Source organism: Sorangium sp. So ce1036 (genome assembly GCF_051369805.1).
GTDB classification, from domain to species: domain Bacteria; phylum Myxococcota_A; class Polyangia; order Polyangiales; family Polyangiaceae; genus Sorangium; species Sorangium cellulosum_F.
In genome coordinates this window covers 7,025,483-7,043,969 of the sequence record NZ_JBBMOX010000001.1, presented here as the reverse complement: position 1 = coordinate 7,043,969, position 18,487 = coordinate 7,025,483, and the positions used below count along the sequence as shown (strand labels likewise).

Below are 18,487 nucleotides of genomic sequence, written 5' to 3'. Positions count from 1 at the left end.
GCGTCGCGCAGGCGGAGCCCGACCCGCGACCGGGCTTCGCCCGATCGGGCAGGACGGGGGCCCGGCTCACCGTCCCGGCGGCGAAAATTCGCGCGGGGTGCGCTTGTGCCTCGACAGCGGCGCTGATTTCGCGAATACGCGGATCTTCCGATGACCCGACGCATATGGCCCGGCACGCCAGCCCCCCTCGGCGCCGTTCATGACGGCGAGGGGGTGAACTTCACGCTCTTCTCCCAGTCCGCCACGAAGGTCGAGCTCTGCCTCTTCGAGGCCGTCGACGACGTCGTCGAGCGCGTGCGCATCGAGCTCCCCGAGCGCACGGCGCACGTCTTCCACGGGTACGTGCCCGGGCTCAAGCCCGGCCAGCTCTACGGCTACCGGGTGCACGGGCCGTACGACCCGCGCTCCGGGATGCGCCACAACCCGGCGAAGCTCCTCGTCGATCCGTACGCGTACGCGGTCGCCAACGAGCCGAACTGGAAGGCGCCGCTGTTCGCGTACGACCGCGGCGGGCACCCCGAGCGCGACGAGGGGCCTCCCGGCCGGTCGTCCCCCCGCGGACCGGAGCGGGACGGCGCGGCGAGCGCGCGGGGCGAGGCGGGGCCGGGCGGCAGGGCCGCGGCCGAGCGCCGGGCCGCGGAGGCGTGCGCGCACGAGCACGCCGTCGCCCCGGCCTTGCTCGACGACCACGTGATCTGCCACCGCGACAGCGCCTGGGGCGCGCCGAAGTCCGTGGTCGTCGACCACCGCTTCGCGTGGGACGGCGACCGGCCGCCGCGGACGCCCTGGCAGGACACGGTCCTCTACGAGGTGCACGTCAAGGGGTTCACCCAGCGGCACCCCGGCGTCCCCGCGCACCTGCGCGGCACGTACGCCGGCCTCGCCTCGGAGGCGGCGATCGCCCACTTCAAGCGGCTCGGCGTCACGGCGATCGAGCTGCTCCCCGTGCACGAGATGGCGAGCGAGCGCGAGATCTGGGAGCGCGGGCTCGTGAACTACTGGGGCTACAACACGCTCTCGTACTTCGCGCCCGCGGGCCGCTACGCCGCGACCGGGCGGCTCGGCGAGCAGGTGAACGAGTTCAAGGCGATGGTGAAGGCGCTCCACGCCGCCGGCCTCGAGGTGATCCTCGACGTCGTCTACAACCACACCGCGGAGGGCAACCACCTCGGCCCGACGCTGTCCCTGAAGGGCATCGACAACTGGGCCTATTACCGCCTCGTCGCGCACAACCCGCGTTACTACATGGACTACACGGGCTGCGGGAACACCGTCAACACGCGCCATTACCAGACGCTGAAGCTCGTGATGGACAGCCTCCGGTACTGGGTGACCGAGATGCACGTCGACGGCTTCCGGTTCGACCTCGCGTCGGCCCTGGCCCGCGGGCAGCACGACGTCGATCGCCTGAGCTCGTTCTTCGACATCATCCACCAGGATCCGATCCTCTCGCGCACGAAGCTCATCGCGGAGCCGTGGGACGTGGGCGACGGCGGCTATCAGGTCGGCAACTTCCCCGTGCTCTGGACGGAGTGGAACGATCGTTACCGCGACTCGGTCCGCCGCTTCTGGAAGGGCGATCTGCACGCGGCCGATCTCGGCTACCGGCTCACCGGGTCGAGCGATCTCTACGGATCGAGCGGGCGCCGCCCGTACGCGAGCATCAACTTCGTGACGGCGCACGACGGCTTCACGCTGCACGATCTCGTCTCGTACAACGAGAAGCACAACGAGGCGAACGGCGAGGGCAACCGGGACGGCACGAACAACAACCACAGCTACAACCACGGCGTCGAGGGGCCCACCGCCGACCCGGCGGTCATCGAGCTGCGCGAGCGGCAGAAGCGCAACCTCCTGGCGACGCTGCTGCTCTCGCAGGGCGTGCCGATGATCTCCGGCGGCGACGAGATCGGCCGGACGCAGCTCGGCAACAACAACGCGTATTGCCAGGACAACGAGCTCTCCTGGCACGACTGGGACCTCGACGAGCGGCGGAGCCAGCTCTTCGAGTTCGCCTGCCGCCTGGTCGCGCTCCGGCGCAGCCAGCCCGTGCTGCGGCGGCGGACGTTCTTCTCGGGCGGCTACGTGCACGGCAGCGGGCTCAAGGACATCGTGTGGTTCCGGCCCGACGGCGCCGAGATGACGCCCGAGGACTGGACGCACCCGAACGCGCGGGCGATCGGCTTCTTGCTCGGGGGCGACGCGCTCTGGTCGCTCGGCCCGCGCGGCGAGCCGATCGCGGGCGACACGCTGCTCGTCCTCATCAACGCGAACCCGGCGCCGCTCGAGTTCGTGCTGCCCGCGATCGAGTTCGGCGAGCGGTGGGAGGTGCTCATCGACACCCGCACGGCCGCGGAGCCGGCGCGCACGCTGCCGGCGAGGGCAGGGGGGGAGCGCTACCTGCTCATCGATCGGTCGCTGGCCGTGCTGCGGCTCCTGGAGCGCAAGGGGGCGAAGAAGGTGAAGCGGGTGAAGGCGCGGGTGTAGGAACCGCGCGGCGCCTCGAGGACACCCCGGATCCGGGGGGCGGGCGAGATCGCCGTGAGGCGATCTCGGTGAGCCGCGAGCGCCCGGGGGGCGCCGGCCTGTGCCGTGACCCGTCACGAACAGAGCGTGAAATCCGCCGTGACATGTCACGCTCGCGGCGTGACATGTCACGTTCGCGGCGTGACATCCATCGTGACATGTCACGACAAGGCGTGATGCGCGCCGCGCTCACCCCCGAGGCGCGGGCTGCGACCCCGGCCCTCTGCGCGGCGTAGAAACCACCCTCCTCGGCCGATATTCCTGGCCTCCGCGGGGCGCCGCGCCTCGCGCACGGCCGCCGGGGCGCGGTCACGGGCGCCAGGGCGCGAGGGAGCCGCCGGGAGCAACGTCCGGTACGGCGCTTGCTGAGGTCGGCTCAGGAAGCGGATTACCGGCGCTCACACCGGGAGCTCAGACGGTCGCTGTCCGGCGTCGTGGTGGCGACCCCCGGCGAGGGGCCGCCCGAGCCCATCATGGCGAGCTCCACTCGCCTCGCGGGATCTGCCGGGGAAGCCTGGTCTCCTGGGGGCACCGCGCGAGCTCCCCGCTGCCGAGAAGGGAACATCGAAGTCAATGAGATCGAGCTTGAGAAAACTGTCAGTCGCCGGCGCGCTCGCGGCGATCGGCGCCTCCTTCAGCAGCCCAGCGCACGCCGTCGGACAGGGCATCGAGGACACCGGCAACCGGTATCCTTACGTCGTGAGCCTGACCGCGATGGGCTCGAGCGGGCCCTTCTGCACTGGAACGCTGATCTCGCCGTGGTGGGTGGTGTCGGCGCAGCACTGCTTCATCGATGACAACGGGAACCCCAAGAACCAGAACTTCGTCGTCGAGCTCGGCACGAACCCCTTCAGCTCCCAGCCCTCTTTCGCGCACACCATGGCCGTGTCGGGCCCGGTCTTCGTCCCGACCACCGAGCCGCCGGATCCGCTCGACGACGACTATCGGTCGCGCGACATCGCCGTGTTTCGCCTGGACACGCGGGTCCCGCGCTCGCTGGCCAGGCCCGCCCGCCTGCCGGAAGAGCGCGCGTGCGGCTGGAGCTTCGACGGCACCATCGTCGGGTTCGGGAGCAGCGCGGACGACCTGCTCATCTGCTCCGATGTCCCTTCGAGGCGCAGATACAGCCGTGACCCGCTGGAGTACGACCGTTCGGTGGAGGACTACGGCGACATCCTCTCCGACGAGTCGACATGGACGCTGGTCAACTGGCCCTGGATCTGCGACGAGTACGAGGGGAGCTACGGCGGAGACTCCGGCGGACCTCTCTTCGACGAGGAGGGCAGGCTGTGCGGCGCGGTCAGCGGCAAGACGCTGGGGAGCTTGTTCCTCCCGGGGACGTACTCCCTGGAGAACGTCTTCGCCGCGCTCGACAGCCCCCAGGCGCGGAGCTTCCTGCTCGGCGTGACGACCGCTGCCGGCAACAAGATCATCGACGCGAAGGGCAACTACGACGGTGAGTGCCCGGCGTTCATCCACCGGTGCGACAGCTTCGGCAACTGTGACGAGACGGACACGGACGGCGACGACATCATCGACGTGTGCGACAACTGCCCGACGATCGCCAACCCGGAGCAGGCGACCGATCCCAACGACGACGCCGACGGCGACGGCCTCGGCGCCGCGTGCGACCTGTGCCCCGGAGTGGCCGATCAGGGGAACTGGCCGGGGACGAACTGCAATTTCGAGGCGGAGCTCGCCGTCGGGTATCCGGACCAGTCCTGGCCGCCGCTCATCCACGCGGACTCGCCGACCCTCGCGGCCGATCTGCAGCTCTACAGGGACACGTTCCGCCCGAACGCGTGTGATCCCGTGCCTTGCCCGGTGGCGGATCTCGACAGCGGCGGCACGCTGCCCTCGGCCGAGCTCCCCGCCCCGCCGTTCGGCGAGCCTGGCTGCTCCCAGGCGTTGGGCTGCAGCTGGAACGCATACAACCGGATCAACTTGAGGCCGGTGCTCGGGTCCGTCGGCGCCGTCAACACGACCGGGCAAGTCGCGCTCAGGTGGTGCGACTGCGAATATTTCGACACCAACTCGCAGCAGGGGCGGTATGCCTGTGAGCACGACACGAGGACCGAATGCATACGAACGTCGGCGGACTTCGGCACGAGCCCCAAGTGGCTCCCGATCTCCACCGCGGCGGACGGGGGGTGGTCGCACGGAAAGGATCTCGGCAGAGTGTTCTCGGTGCCGTTCGACAGGAACCCGGGGTACACGAAGCGGTTTGTCGACTGGGACTTCCTCGATCTCGGGCCTAGCTACGTGGAGGCAACCACCCGTCGCCGCGAGGTCAAGGGGGTGCTGTTCAGCCACGTGAACAGCTTCAACCCCGGGGCCGGGTACGACACGGTCCAGGCCGCCACGTACGGCAATTACTTCTTCTCGGGCGATGCCTTCGTCGTCGCGAAAAACGAGCCGCTGCCCTACATCGAGGCCATCGACGTGAAAACGAAGTATTTCTGCCCCGAGTGCCCCTTGGGCTTCTCTGACATCTTGGTTATCTACGAGCCCTACGATCCCTCTCCCCGGATCTTGCGCTCCTCGCCGGACGGGTTGAAGGTCGTGCCCGATCTCGACCTCGACACGGTGGATTTCTATGCCGACGTCGCCGCCGGGACCCTCAAGTACGTCGCCGCCGCCGAGCCGGTCCGGCGGCTCGCGCAGACGCAGATCCCCGGCGAGACGGTCCTGAGGGCCGTCGCGCTCGACGGCGCGAGCAGCGGCCAGCTCGCGGCGCAGGTGCTCAGCGCCGAGCTCGACCGGGCGCCGTTCGTCGTTCGTACCGCGGGCATCGCCCAGCTCCGCTCGATGCTGCTGAACGAGCCCGTGCTGCAAGGGAACGAGGGGCTCGTGCTCTCGGCGACCAACCGCCGGCTCGTCGTCATCGGCGGGACCACGGACGGCCAGCCCGGGTCGCAGCCGAACGCTTCGGCCTGGATGCTCGACGTGGACTCGGAGCTCTGGTCGGAGATCGAGATCCCAGGGACCGCTCGGCCCGGGGCCGTGCTCAGCGCGACCTTCCGCATGGAAGACCAGCTCGTTTACCTGCTCGACAAGCGGAACAACGTCATCCGGCTGCGGCGGTGGCAGCCGGGTCAGCAGGTCGAGACGCTCGCCGAGCTCCCTGCGTGGTGGAACGATTTCTCGGCGTACTGGCTGGTCCCGGGGGAGGCGGGCGACCTGATCCTCGCCGCGACCTCGCCCGCGACGCAGAGCGCGGACCCGATCGAGGTGTTCGCCCGGTTCACCGTCGACGCGACGGGCGCGCTCGCGTTCACCGGGCTCCTGGAGGGGCAGCACCACCTCTCCGAGGCCCCGATCGTGGGTACGGAGATCATGTCCGTGACCCGCAGGGGCTCGGATGACAGCATCTCCATGGCCGAGGTGTCGCTCGGCCAGCTCAGCACGCCCCAGAGCAACAAGGCGCCCACGATCTACTGAGCCATGCGACACGTCCTCCCTGTCAGCCTCGCGGCGCGCGCCGTGCCGCTCCTCCTCCTGTCGGTCCTCTCGGCGAGCTGCTCTCGCAACCCGCCGGAGCCTCCGGGGGGCGGCGGCGCCGGCGGGCATCCGGCGACCGGCGGCGCCGGCGGGCATCCAGCGACGCCTGGCGCGACCCAGGGCAGCACGCACGGGTCCGGGACGGCTGGCGAGGCGGCGACCGACGCCGGCGTCCCGGTGGACGCCGGCCCGGACGCGGCTGCACCTCCCGGCGACAGCGCCTGGAAGGCGGCGGGCTGGCTCGATGGGTGCCAGGTCGACGTCGCCGACGAGCCGAAGAAGGCGCTGCCCCCCTTGCGCTGGGAGCCGTGCCCGGGGGGCGCTCCGGGGTGCACGTCGCTCGCCGTCGACTGGGATCACGACAAGTATCCGCGGACCGCTTCGCCGAGCGTGGTTCGCTGGGGCGACGGCTACCGCGTCGGGCTGGTCCTCCAGCGCCTCGGCGACCAGCGAGCGGGCGTCTACGACGCCGACGGGACGCCGCTCGCCGCCTGGCGCAGCAAGGACTACTGCTTGCTGACCGTCCCCGAGGTCGGCCATGAACGGGTCTGGCTCGGCGCGCAGAAGGTGGGCGTCGACGCGATCGCCTCGGCCTACCTCGTCTCCGGCTACGACGATCTCGCCGCCGCGAGCCAGCCCATTCCGGTCGACGTGTCGAACCGCGGTCTCAGGGCGAGCGACGACACCCTCGTGCTGTCGGGCCCTGACGTCGGCGCGATCACCATCTACGACAGGATCAGCGACAAGGCCCGAGAGTTCGGCCCCCGTTCAGGCGACGACGCGCCCTCGATCGATCGGATGCATCCGGTCGGCGACAGCGCGGTCGGCCTGGCGTTCTTCGAGGACAGGACCACGGAGGGGTGGATCTGGAACCGAAAGGCCCACTCCATCGAGCCGCTGCACCGGGCAGAGTCGCCTCGGATCCTCGTCGACTTCACGAGCGACGGGCAGACGCTCGTGTGGCTGGAGGCGAGCCCGGTCTCGGACGACGGGCTCCACGGGCCGTCGACGCTCTGGACCAGCCCGTTCGCGGCGGCGAAGGCGGACCTCGCGCCGACGCCGCGCCGACCGGGGCCCGTCATCGGATACCCGATCTCGGCCGTCGGGGAAGGCTTCTATGCGGTCTATGCGATCGGCGAGAAGGCGATCCACGTCTACCGCCTGTCCGACGCCCATCACTGGTCGTTCAAGACGCCGCCCGAGGTCTTCGACCTCCAGGACATCGCCCACGTGGACTCCCGCGAGGTCTGGGTCTGGGTCCGGGGCGGGATCGTGCGCCAGGCGATCTCGGAGCTCGGCGCCGGCGACCCCGCCCCGTGATGTCCGCGGTGCGCGCGGCGGCGTGACGCGCGCGGCGGGGGACCGCCGCTCAGGGCGCCGCGTTCTCCGCGCCCGGCGTCGGCGCCGTCGCGGCGGGCTCGCCGGTCATGTCGGGCAGCCGGGCCCACGTCTGCCCCTCCGCCGCGGCCTCGATCGGGTACTCCAGCCGGGTGAGCACCTCGCCGTCCGGAGAGATGAGGTAGACGGTCTCGCCCCTGGAGGCGCTCACCTTCCACGTCGCATAGAAGCAGCGGCTCGGACCGCCCTCGGGCAGGCACGTCGTGTGGGGCCCCGGGCCGTCCTCGGCGACCTGGTCGCCGAGGACGAGCAGGTACTCCCCCGCGGCGAGCTGCGTGCCCACGGGGAACCAGAGCGCGTCGCCCAGGTTGCACGCCCCGGTCGCCTCGTCGGAGTCGCAGAGGCCGAACCCCCCGAGGTCGGCCGAGCCCGGGCCCGGGTTGCCGAGCTCGATCCAGTCGCTGCCCTTGGCCGAGATCTCGTTCACCACGACGGTCGTCGTCGCGCCCCCGCCGGCCGCCGTCCCTCCTCCGCTGCCGGAGCCGCTCGATCCCTGGGACGTGGTGGTGGCGTCCGTGTCCGGCCCGCCGCCGTCCCCCGACTCGTCGCCCGAGCCGCAGCCCCCCGCGTAGAGCAAAGCAGCACAGAAAACGGTGAACCGAAGATATGTCATCACGGTGTTCTCCTCCGCGCGCACGACACGACAGCCTCGGCGGCGTGTCAACCCGGCAGGCGGGGGGCTCCTCCGCGGGGTGCTGGCCAGCTCACCCCGCGCGCCGGGGGCGCATCTCCCTGGTGCTCCCCGGTGCGCGGCGGGCGCGTCACTCCACGGGATAACCGAGGTCGTCGCGGAGCTCCTTCCGGAGCTCTCCCAGGCGCTCCGGCTCGAGCGCCGTGCCCACACGGATCACGCTCGTGGTCCCGACGCCCCGGACGCGCACGGCCGCGCGCGTGTACACCGCGCCGCCGAGCGTCAGCACGGCGGACAGGAGCAGCAGCACGCCGAACAGGAGGCCTGGAGGCGTCGGTGTGCCGACGAAGCAGAGCCCTGCGAGGAAGACCATCAGCCCCCCGCCGAGCGTGGCGCTCGGGTGTACGGCCGCCGCGCCGACCTCGATCTCCATCGAGGAGATCGCGCTCCGCGGCGCCCACGAGACGACGCGTCCGCCGCTCAGGACGACCATCCGCTCGCAGGTGAACTCAATGGGGCCGATCTGGAGCACCTGCCTCGCGCAGCATCTCTTGCAGAACACCGCGCCGGCGTCGTTGCGCGTGCCGCAGCGGGCGCACCCGGGCGCCGCCTCCGCCCCCGGCTCGCGGTACGGGCCCGACGGGCCGCTCGATGGGTGGACGGGATGCGGCGAGCTGCTCATGATCGCCGAGCTCCTCGGGCATGCTTCGATCGCAGATCAACCCACCGGCGGGCGATCAGGGCACCGCGCCGTGCCACGGCAGGCGGTCCATACGACGTCGTGCAGACCACGGGCGCAGTGTAACGCGCCATGGGAAAGCCGGCGCGTCAAAGTGGGTTCCGTCCTCGCCGTAGCGCGCTCGATTCCTGTCGCGTCCTGTCGCGCCATTCACTCCGGACTACGCGGATAGGCAATGAAATGCAGGCCTCCGCGGCGCCGGCGTCGAGGTCGAGGCGCAGGATCTTACAGGCCGAACCAGGCGCCTTCCAGCGACACGAATTGCTGTGCGGACGACCACGCGCCGTCGGTCTCCACGTTCACGTCGCCGGACGGCGTGATGCGCAGCCGGCCCTTTTCGGAGTTGCTGAGGGTCACGGTGACGTAGACGTCCGTCGCCGGGCGCATGCTGGGGGGCAGGTAGAACGCGGTCGGGTGGGTGCCGCTGGTCTTTATCGCGCCCTGGAAGCGGATGATGCCACCGACGTTCGCCACCCTCGCGGTACGCGTGCTCTGGCTGTGATCGGTCCATCCGTTCTGCAGCGAGAGCGCCTCGAAGCCCGTGCTGTTCCTCGCGAAGGAGACACCTTCCAGCGACGTGAAGCACTGGGCGTCGGAGAACCCGCCGAAGGTCTGGATGAGCACCGCGCCCCCGCTCGTGATCATCAGCCGCCCCTTGGCGGCGCCGCACAGGTCGACGGGCACGAACACGGTAGCGTCCGGGCGGAGCTCCGGGTCCAGCGTGAACGGCTGCGCGACGCTGCCGTTGGCGATCGCGCCCTGGAGGCGAACGATGTTTCCGCTGAGCAACGCCGCGGCGGGGCGCGTGCCGTACGGCGAGTTCGTCCAGCCGTTGATCAGCGAGAGGCTCTCTGTACCGAGAGCGTTTCTCGTGAACGACACGCCATCGAGCGACGTGAAGCACTGCGCGGCGGACCAGCCGACGCCGGGCCCCAGCGCGACCTGGACAGCGGCGATGGGGCTGTCGGGAATGACGTGCAGGCGGCCGTTGGCACCGCCGCAGAGGTTGGTGGGGATGTACACCTCGGAGGGGGGCGCTTCGCTGCTGAACAACGAGAACAAAGCCGTGTTGGTGCCCTCGGTCCGGAGGCCGCCCCGGAGGTGGATCGTGTTGTCGATCTTCGTGAACCAGGCGGCGTTGGTGGAGGGGAAGTGGACCCAGTCGACGCCCAGTAGCGGCTGCGTCCAGTTTGCGGTGCCCCCCGGGGGACGCGCCTGGGCATTGTCGATGTAGTTCTTGAACTCGACCACCGAGCGCCAGTGCGATTTGTGGATCTTGGTGATGGTCTCCTCGCAGAATTCTGGAATTGCGCAGTCCCACTCGGCCCAGGACGCCACGCCCACGACCTGGCCGTCGCGGAGACAGGGGCCGCCGGAGTCGCCGGGGGCGACCGTCTCGTAGCCCGCGCTGGTCGAGTGGGTCACGAGCGAGTTGTCGCTGTAATCGAGCTCGGCGACGGTGCGGGTCAGCGTGCGCCAGATGTCGCTGCCCGTGAGACCGAACGGGGAGTCGTATGCGGTGAAGCCCCGCCCGTAGCAGGTGATGGGCTGCCCGACCAGCGTGCTGATGGGCTCGGAGCTCATCGTCCGCGTGACGTTGGGCCACTCCGATCCTGGGGCCGGCGGCGCGAGCTGCATGATCGCCAGATCGGAGGTGCCGACCTGCTCGACGGCGATGGCCATCCGCTTCTCCGGCGTGCCGTCGGGGCGGGGAGCGGTCGCCCAGTTCTGGAAGAACTCATAGAAGTTGAGGCAGTGGGCCGCGGTGAGCACCCAGTCGGGGTGAATCAGAGATCCGGAGCAATCACCGTGCACCTCGACCAGGCCGAGCGAACGGCGGGTCGCGATCGATACCGAGCTGCCGCCGATGATCTCGGACTCGGCGGACGCCAGGTCGGACTCCAGGTCCTGGTCTTCCGCGCCGCAACCGGCGGCGGAGGCTGCCAACATGATCGAGAGCAGCCAGCTCGATGAACCACGAAACGATGACGCTCGGATCTTCATGCCCAATCTCCCTGGTGAGTGTCGACTCGTGCGGTCGAGGAACAGGCCAGGCGCACGAGCGGGTGTAAGGAACTCTGGACGCTTCGGAGACATCAAACCTTGTCCGCGGGGGGAAGGGGATCCAAACGCCTCGGAGACGTCACCCTCAAGTGCGGGACCTGCCCCCCCCCCCGGGTCGACAGAACATTCTTCTGTGCGATCCGACACCCCCTCAAGGAGCGATGCTATATCAACAACTCATCCATGCATCGAAGGGGCCGCCTTCACTCCATGGCCAGCAGGGCTGCGCAAGCGCGCGCGCGTCGGTCACATTCCTGCAGGAGCGGTGGAGTAGAGTGGACAGCCTCCGGCATGGCGGCGGCGCTCTCCGGCCCTGATGTCGATGCACCCGAGACGCGGTCGCGACCGGGCAGCGGATCGTCCAGGAACACGCCGCATGCTGCAACGAGTGTGCCATGTCGCGGTGTCCTTGCCCCACCGCCTGTGCTGCCGCGCTGATCTGGCGCCTCCGCAGCGCTTCAGGGCCGCGATCGCAGCGACGAGCGCTCGCTCATCGCCAGCCCTGGAATCCTGGCCCCGCCGGGGGGCTGGTGAGGTTGCAGAATGTCATGGATCGACCGTGACATGTCATGATCGAACCGTGACATGTCTCGTGACACGTCACGGACCGATCATGACACGCCGGTCACCGAGCAGGCGTCTTGGCGGTTCGCTTCCCGGCCCGACTTCCCGCAGTCGTGCTCGTGCACCTGGTTCCGGGATCCTCGTAGGCCTTCGCGGAGGGCCTCCTCCTCGAGGGTCGGGCAGCCCGGCTAGACCTCTCGCCCGCAACCAGGGACGAGCTCGGGCGACGCGGTCCTGGAGCCGCGCCTTCGCCCGCTTCACCCTCTTCGTGCCCTTGCGCTCCAGGAGCCGCCGCACGGCCAGCGACCGATGAGAGCCGCCGGGGAGAATTGAAACTCAGACCGGAGGCTGTCGAGAGCCGCCGGGGAGAATTGAAACTCAGACCGGAGGCTGCCGAGAGCCGCCGGGGAGAATTGAAACTCAAACCGGAGGCTGCCGAGAGCCGCCGGGGAGAATTGAAATTCAAACCGGAACCTGCGGGGAGGTGTGACGGTGAAAAATTTCGTGCTGGGCGGCATCGGCGCGGACACGGACGAGGCGCTGCGAGCGCGCGGGGGGCATGCAGCTCGAAGGCTGGACCGAGCGCATCCTCTGTTCGCCCATATCGCGTGGCGGCCTCCTGCTCGACGCAGCGATCGGGCGCGCAGGGACGAGCTCATCGAGGAAGCTCCTGGCCGGGCACCTCGTGCTCACGTCGGATTCGTGAAGCCTCATGGCACGTCGAATCCCTGTCATGACCAGCGTCTTGCCTGGAAGCGCCGGAAGGTACTATCCTTTCATTCGCTGGAGCAGAGCGTCTCCAGACCCTGTCTGACGAATGTCGGGAGCGGCCCGAGCCCAGGGAGAGCGAGCGAGGAATACTGCACTATCTCGAGCGAGCTCGACCGACGGATCGGGCCGCGCAGCGGCTCGTCCGACAGCGCCAGAGGCAACGCGGCGAGCAGCGAGGTGGGACGACAGGCGCCTGCCACGCTCGCGACAGCTCGCTGCCTCGACCCGTGAAAGCCCACGAGGATGCCTCGCGCCTGCGGACCGGCCGAGGCGCCCGCACGCTCATGAACCTGTGTCCGAGCTGGAGAACACCGATGTTCGACTCGACCCATCATCGCATCTCGCGTCTCGCCCTCCTCGGCTCGCTGACCCTGCCAGCGCTCGCTTGCGACGTCCCCGGCGACGGCGCCCTCGCGCTGGACGAGCCCCAGACCGAGCCCGCCGCCGAGGTCGATCCCGGCGCGCTGATCGAGGCCAAGGGCGCCGTGGCCGACTACTTCATCGTGACCCGCCCGGATCTCCGCAAGTGCGTGTCACCGATCTGCGGCGGCCATTTCGTCGCCCGCGTCAACACCAGCGTGGCCCGCTGCGCGGATGGAACATGGCAAGAAGAATGCCATATGTTCGAGCTCGATCTGTCGCGGCTCCGGCTCGACCGCTCGACCGTGACCAAGGTCAAAGAGGCGTTCGGCGCGGGGAAGGCCCTGGTCCGCGGCGAGCTGGGGCAGGCCAAGACGGACCCGCTGTGGCCGCGGCCGGCCGACGTGCTCATCGCCAGCGAGGTCTGGATCGGGGCGACCGGCAAGGCGCCCGAGGGCCACTTCTCTCGGGTCGAGAGCACCGGGATCGTGTGCATCACCTATCCCTGCCCGTCCTTCTCGGAGAAGAGCCTGAACACGAGCGTGAGCGGGCCGCTCGACAGCATCGACCTGTCCGCGTCCGGCGCCACGCCGGAGCGGGTCGAGGGCGGCTTCGAGGCGCTCGCCGCGGGCGGCCTGCTGGTCGCCGGTCATCACACGGTGATCACCGGTCCGGCCGGCTCGATGAACGGCCTCGAGGCGGTGGAGTTCTACCTGCCCGTGAGGTGAGGCTGGTCGGCACCGCCGAGACCGGCGCGTGAACCGGGGCGACGCGCGCCGGTTCCCCGTGGGCGCGCTGCTCGCCGCGGGGGAGGACTTGCTCGTCCTCGGAGGTCAGGTCGCCGAGACGGCCCGGCTCCCCGCACCACGCCGCGGCGGGTCACGACCACGCCTGCGCCGCGGACGCCTCGTCGGCCCGCGCGCCCGCCGCCGGCTGCTCGCCCACGAGCTGGCCAAAGTCCATCTTGAGGACCCGATCCGCCAGCCCGTAGTACTTGTCGTCGTGGCTGATGACGAGGATCGTCTTGCCGCTCGCCCGGAGCTCCGGGAGGATCTGGCGATAGAAGACGTCCTTGAACACGGGATCTTGATCCGCCGCCCACTCGTCGCAGAGCAGGATCGGCCGGTCCTCCAGGTACGCCGTGAGCAGCGCGAGGCGCTTCCTCTGCCCCTGCGACAGCGACGTCGTGGAGAGCGCGCCCCCCTCGACCTTGACCTTGTGATCGAGCTGCAAGCGCGCGAGGTAGCCGCGCGCGCGCTCGTTGAGCTCGGGCGAGTCGAGCCCGATCAGGCGCTCGAACAGGTGGAAGTCGAAGAACACCACCGAGAAGAGCTGCCGGTACGCGCGCCGGTTCCGGTCGGTGATCGGCGCGCCGTCGAGCCGGATCTCGCCCGACTCGGGCGTGTACAGGCCGGTGATCAGCTTCGCCAGCGTCGTCTTGCCGCTGCCGTTGCCGCCCACGAGGAAGATCATCTCCCCGCGCCGCACGCTGAGGTCGATGGGGCCGAGCATGAAGCTGTCGTCCTTGCCCTCGGACCGGTACGCGTGCGTCACCCCGGCGAGCTCCAGCCGCTTCCAGCTCCCCGGGAGCGCGGCCCCCGCCTCCGCCTCGCACGCCTCGACCGCGAGGGTCCTGCCGAGATCCTCGACCCGCTGCACCGCGATGCCCGCGCGGCTCAGGGCCGGGACCGCGCCGATGAGCACCTGCATCGGCGTCATCAGGTACAGCAGGATGAGCGCGTAGCCGACCAGCGCCTCGACGGTCGCCACCTGGAAGGTCGGCAAGACGAAGAGCGTCACGCCGATGATGGTGAACACCATCGCCTGCCCCCACCCGTTCGCGGCCGTGAGCGCCACCACCCCGCGCAGGTTGCTCGCGTGGACCGTCCCCGCCTCCGCCTCGAGCGACGTCGCGAGGAACGCCTCGCGGCGCCGCGCGTGGAGCTTCAGCTCCTTGACGCCCCGCGTGAGCGCGCGGAACGCCTTCATCAGCTCCTCGGTCGCCTCGCGCGCGCGGCGGAAATGGCGCGACGCCCGGCTCATCGGGAGCTGATACCCGAGGACGCCGATCACGATGAGCGCCAGCACCGTGGCCAGCATGAACGGCGAGAGATACCCCATGTAGAGCAGGCCGCCGACCACGATGACCAGGTTGATGCAGATGATCGGGATCTGCAGCAGCGCCGCGGTGATCACCGGGACGTCGTCCGTGAGCGCCGTGAGCACCCGCGGCGGGCCGATCTCCTCGATCTGGCGCAGCGGCGCGTCGAGGAGCTTCCGGCAGATCTTCACCCGGAGATCGAGCAGCGCCCCCTGGCCGAGCCGCGTGAGCAGGATCTCCGAGTGATACCGGGCGAACGGGAGCAGCAAGCACACCGCGACGAACGCCCACATCACCGCGCCGCGCTCGCCCTGCAGCGCCTGGTTGATCAGCACGAGCAGCACCGTGTTGCAGGCGCCGCAGATCACCCCCGCGACGATCGCGAGGACCAGGATCCGCCGGGAATACCCGGCGATGAACGTGAGGAGCCTCATGGACGCCCGGCGGAGGTGGGGAGATCCGGAGGCGCCGACCCGGCGCGGGCCGCCGCGACCAGGATCTGGCCGAGGGAGAGCCCGCCGTCGTTCGACGGGACCAGCCGGTGGCAGTACGGCGTCAGCCCCTCCCGCCCGAGGCGCCGGATCGCGTTGATCAGGACGAACTCGTTCATGAAGACGCCGCCGCTCATCACCACGCGGCGCACGTCGTACCGCTCGGCCAGGCGCCGGCACACCTGCGCTATCGCGTCCACCACGGTGGAGTGGAACCGCCGGCTGAGGTGCGCCGGCGTCGCGCCCGGCTCCTCGAGCGCGCGCAGGAGATCCCGGACCAGCGGGCGGTAATCCACGATGAGGCGGCCGTCCCGCTCCTCGATGTCGTAGCGCAGCGGGTCCGCCGTCCGGAAGTCCCGCTCGAGCAGCGCCTCCATCTCGATGGCCGCCTGCGCCTCGTACTCGACCTCGTGGCAGATGCGGAGCAGCGAGGAGACGCCGTCGAACAGCCGGCCCATGCTCGTCGTCGCCGTCGCGTTCAGCCGGCGCTGCGCCATCTTCACGAAGACGTCGCGGCGCTCCTCCGCGATGTCCTGGAGCGCCGGCACCCGGACGCCGCCGAGGTCGCCCCCGAACGTCTCGACGAGCAGCGAGATGGCGACGCGGATCGGCTCCTTCACCGCCTTGTCGCCGCCGAGCAGGACCATCGGCCGGAGGTGCCCGGCGCGCTCGAAGTCGCGGTGATCGCCGACCAGGAACTCGCCGCCCCAGATGGTGTTGTCGAGGCCGTAGCCGGAGCCGTCGAAGATGACGCCGATGACGCGCTCGCTCAGCCCGTTCTCCGCCATGCACGCGGCCATGTGGGCGTGGTGGTGCTGCACCGTCACGACCTCCGCGCCGGCCTGCTGCTTCGCGGCCCGCGTCGACCGGAACGCCGGGTGCATGTCGCAGGCGACCGTGTCCGTCTGCACCGACAGGAGCCGCTGGACGTGGGTCGAGCAGTCGACATGCGCGCTGAACGTCGCGTCGTTCTTCAGGTCGCCGATGTGCTGGCTGATGAACACCTGCCTGTCCTTGCCGACGGCGACGGTGGTCTTCAGCTCCCCGCCGAGGGCGACGACCGCGCCGACGTCCTCGGGCATGTGGATCGGGTAGGGTGCGTACCCGCGGGACCGCCGGATGAAGGAGAGGAGCGGCCCGTCGAGCCCCTCCGCCTCCGTGAGCCGGACGACCGAGTCGTCGACCCGGGTCCGGATGTCGCGGTCGTGCAGCACGAAGTAATCGGCGATGTCGCGGAGCTGCGAGAGCGCCGTGTCGTTGTCGTACGCGATCGGGTGTCCGGACAGGTTGCCGCTCGTCATGATGAGCACGTCGAGCGCCGGATCCTCGAGCAGCAGATAATGCAGCGGCGTGGACGGCAGCATGACGCCGAAGCTCGGGTTGCGCGGGGCCACCGCCTCCGGCAGCGCGCCCGGCCGCTTGCGCAGGAGCACGATCGGGCGCTGCCGGCTCTCGAGCAGGGCGCGCTCGGGGGCGCTGACCACGACGAGGCGGCTCGCCGCGTCGCCGTCGGCCACCATCACCGCGAACGGCTTGGCGTCGCGGCGCTTGCGGCGGCGGAGCTCCTTCACCGCCGCCTCGTTCCGCGCGTCCGCCACGAGGTGGAACCCGCCGAGGCTCTTGACCGCGAAGAGCGCGCCCTCGCGCAGCCGGGCGATCGCGAACCGCACCGGATCCTCCGCCGCGATCGGGGCGCCCAGCCGGTCGGTGAGCGTGAGCCGGGGGCCGCACGCCGGGCAGGCGTTCGGCTGGGCGTGGTAGCGCCGATCGTCGATGTCCTCGTACTCCCGCGCGCAGGCGGGGCACATCGCGAAGCGCTGCATCGTGGTCTGCGGCCGGTCGTACGGCATGTCGCAGATGATCGAGTAGCGCGGCCCGCAATGGGTGCAGTTGATGAACGGGTACCGATATCGACGGTTCGAGGGATCGCGCATCTCCCGCAGGCACTCGGCGCAGACGTCCGAGTCGGGCGGGATGAGCGTGTCGGTGTAGCGCAGATCGACGCTCTTCCGGATGTGGAAGTCGGCGTGCCGGGGCGCGGGCTCGGCGAGCGCCTCCTCCCGGACACCGGTGATCCGCGCGAGCGGCGGCGGCGACGCCGAGAGCGCCCGCAGGAAGGCCTCGATCGCCTCGCCCGGGGCCTGCAGCTCGAGCAGCACGCCCTGGGAGTCGTTGAGGACCCACCCGCGCGCCCCGACGTCGCGGGCCAGCCGGTGCACGAACGGCCGGAAACCGACGCCCTGCACGATCCCGGAGACCCGGAAGCGGCGGGTGACGATCGCCGGCCGCGGCTCAGCAGAGCCGGGGGAGTTCGGCGCCATAGAGCTCCTCGAGCTGCGTTTGCGTCCCATCGGGCTCGATCACGGAGACGACCGGCGCCGGGGCGCTCTTGACCTCTCCGATCACGGCGGCGTTGCGGCCGTACGGGTGCGCGCGCAGGATCCCCAGCACGTCACCCACCTTGTCCGCCTCGACGAACAGGCAGAGGCACCCCTCGTTCGCGAGGTGGATGAGGTTGATGCCCAGCATGTCCGCGGCCATGACCGCCTCCGGCAGCACGGGGAGCGCCGCGCGCGTGAACGACAGCTCCGCGCCCGCCGCGCGGGCGAACTCGTGGAGCACGGCGCACAGGCCGCCGCGCGTGACGTCGCGCATCGCCGTGACGGCGCCCTCGGGCACGCCCCGGAGGACCGCCTCGATGAGGCCGTTGAGCGGCGCGCAGTCGCTCTGCACCCGCTTCTCGAAGCCGAGCCCCTCGCGCACCGAGAGCAGGTGGATGGAGTGGTTGCCGATGTACCCGCTGAGCACGATCTTGTTCCCGGGCCGCACGGCGCGGCTCACGAGCGGCGCGCGCTCCACGACGCCCACGCCGGTGGTGTTGATGAAGAGGCGGTCGGCCTCGCCCTTGCCGACGACCTTCGTGTCGCCCGCGACGATCTTCACGCCGGCCTCCCGCGCCGCGTCGCGCGCCGACTCGAGGACCCGGATCAGCGACGAGATCGGGAAGCCCGCCTCGATGATGAGGCCCAGGGTCAAATACAGCGGCCGGGCGCCGCTCACCGCGAGGTCGTTGACCGTGCCGCAGACAGCCACCTTGCCGATATCGCCGTTGCCGAAGAACAGCGGCGTCACCACGAACGAGTCGGTGGTGACCGCGATCCGGCCGGTGGGCACGTCGAGGACCGCGCTGTCCTCCATCGCGCCGATGTACGTGTCGCCGAGCGTGGCGGCGATGCGCTCGACGAGCTCCCGGCTGAGGCGGGCGCCCGTCCCGTGGTCGAGGACGACCTCTTCGTTGTCGCTTGCGTGTTGTCCAGTCATGGGATGAAGCTCCAGGGTCG

10 protein-coding genes are annotated in these 18,487 nt (G+C 70.3%); 4 read left to right on the top strand and 6 right to left on the bottom strand.

What is annotated here, in order from left to right; all coding sequences use genetic code 11:
* Positions 1 to 150 precede the first annotated feature (150 nt).
* The 3 genes from glgX (at position 151) to WMF31_RS26335 (ending at position 7,347) form a co-directional block, all read left to right on the top strand.
* Positions 151 to 2,487 (top strand): glycogen debranching protein GlgX, encoded by a 2,337-nt coding sequence (glgX, locus tag WMF31_RS26345; protein WP_436604583.1) that lies wholly within the window; start codon positions 151 to 153, stop codon positions 2,485 to 2,487.
* A gap of 624 nt (positions 2,488 to 3,111) precedes the next feature.
* The gene (locus WMF31_RS26340) at positions 3,112 to 5,967 is read left to right on the top strand and encodes a trypsin-like serine protease (RefSeq protein ID WP_436604582.1); all 2,856 of its coding nucleotides are present in this window, start codon (positions 3,112 to 3,114) and stop codon (positions 5,965 to 5,967) included.
* Between the two features lie 3 nt (positions 5,968 to 5,970).
* Positions 5,971 to 7,347: a hypothetical protein gene (locus tag WMF31_RS26335; protein ID WP_436604581.1), complete on the top strand. Its 1,377-nt coding sequence runs from the start codon at positions 5,971 to 5,973 to the stop codon at positions 7,345 to 7,347.
* Positions 7,348 to 7,396: 49 nt separating this feature from the next.
* Here the strand turns inward: WMF31_RS26335 and WMF31_RS26330 are convergent, their stop codons facing one another.
* From WMF31_RS26330 to WMF31_RS26320, 3 genes are all read right to left on the bottom strand, one after another.
* Positions 7,397 to 8,038 carry a lamin tail domain-containing protein gene (locus WMF31_RS26330; RefSeq protein ID WP_436606602.1) on the bottom strand — a complete coding sequence of 214 codons (642 nt, stop codon included), beginning with the start codon at positions 8,036 to 8,038 and terminating at the stop codon, positions 7,397 to 7,399.
* 148 nt (positions 8,039 to 8,186) lie between these two features.
* Entirely contained in the window at positions 8,187 to 8,738 is a 552-nt protein-coding gene (locus tag WMF31_RS26325; protein ID WP_436604580.1) for a hypothetical protein, read from the bottom strand.
* Positions 8,739 to 9,020: 282 nt separating this feature from the next.
* Complete coding sequence (locus WMF31_RS26320; RefSeq protein ID WP_436604579.1) at positions 9,021 to 10,799, bottom strand: trypsin-like serine protease; 1,779 nt, start codon at positions 10,797 to 10,799, stop codon at positions 9,021 to 9,023.
* A gap of 1,709 nt (positions 10,800 to 12,508) precedes the next feature.
* Here WMF31_RS26320 and WMF31_RS26315 point away from each other — a divergent pair.
* Positions 12,509 to 13,282: a DUF6748 domain-containing protein gene (locus WMF31_RS26315; protein ID WP_436604578.1), complete on the top strand. Its 774-nt coding sequence runs from the start codon at positions 12,509 to 12,511 to the stop codon at positions 13,280 to 13,282.
* Positions 13,283 to 13,433: 151 nt separating this feature from the next.
* Here WMF31_RS26315 and WMF31_RS26310 read toward each other — a convergent pair whose 3' ends face one another.
* Genes WMF31_RS26310 through hypE form a run of 3 tightly spaced genes read right to left on the bottom strand, consistent with a single transcriptional unit; the run spans position 13,434 to position 18,467 of the window.
* Entirely contained in the window at positions 13,434 to 15,089 is a 1,656-nt protein-coding gene (locus WMF31_RS26310; protein ID WP_436604577.1) for a cyclic peptide export ABC transporter, read from the bottom strand.
* Entirely contained in the window at positions 15,086 to 17,467 is a 2,382-nt protein-coding gene (gene hypF, locus WMF31_RS26305; protein WP_436604576.1) for a carbamoyltransferase HypF, read from the bottom strand. Before hypF ends, WMF31_RS26310 begins: the two co-directional genes overlap by 4 nt.
* A complete protein-coding gene (hypE, locus tag WMF31_RS26300; RefSeq protein ID WP_436604575.1) occupies positions 17,439 to 18,467 on the bottom strand; it encodes a hydrogenase expression/formation protein HypE in 1,029 nt (342 codons plus the stop codon). The genes hypF and hypE overlap by 29 nt, the downstream gene beginning before the upstream one ends.
* Between the last annotated feature and the right edge of the window lie 20 nt (positions 18,468 to 18,487).

Coding starts and splice junctions, on each gene's coding strand:
- hypF (WP_436604576.1), bottom strand. CDS start 17,467: ATGGCGCCGAACTCCCCCGGCTCTGCTGAGCCGCGGCCGGCGATCGTC.
- WMF31_RS26335 (WP_436604581.1), top strand. CDS start 5,971: ATGCGACACGTCCTCCCTGTCAGCCTCGCGGCGCGCGCCGTGCCGCTC.
- WMF31_RS26325 (WP_436604580.1), bottom strand. CDS start 8,738: ATGAGCAGCTCGCCGCATCCCGTCCACCCATCGAGCGGCCCGTCGGGC.
- WMF31_RS26310 (WP_436604577.1), bottom strand. CDS start 15,089: ATGAGGCTCCTCACGTTCATCGCCGGGTATTCCCGGCGGATCCTGGTC.
- WMF31_RS26330 (WP_436606602.1), bottom strand. CDS start 8,038: ATGACATATCTTCGGTTCACCGTTTTCTGTGCTGCTTTGCTCTACGCG.
- glgX (WP_436604583.1), top strand. CDS start 151: ATGACCCGACGCATATGGCCCGGCACGCCAGCCCCCCTCGGCGCCGTT.
- hypE (WP_436604575.1), bottom strand. CDS start 18,467: ATGACTGGACAACACGCAAGCGACAACGAAGAGGTCGTCCTCGACCAC.
- WMF31_RS26315 (WP_436604578.1), top strand. CDS start 12,509: ATGTTCGACTCGACCCATCATCGCATCTCGCGTCTCGCCCTCCTCGGC.
- WMF31_RS26320 (WP_436604579.1), bottom strand. CDS start 10,799: ATGAAGATCCGAGCGTCATCGTTTCGTGGTTCATCGAGCTGGCTGCTC.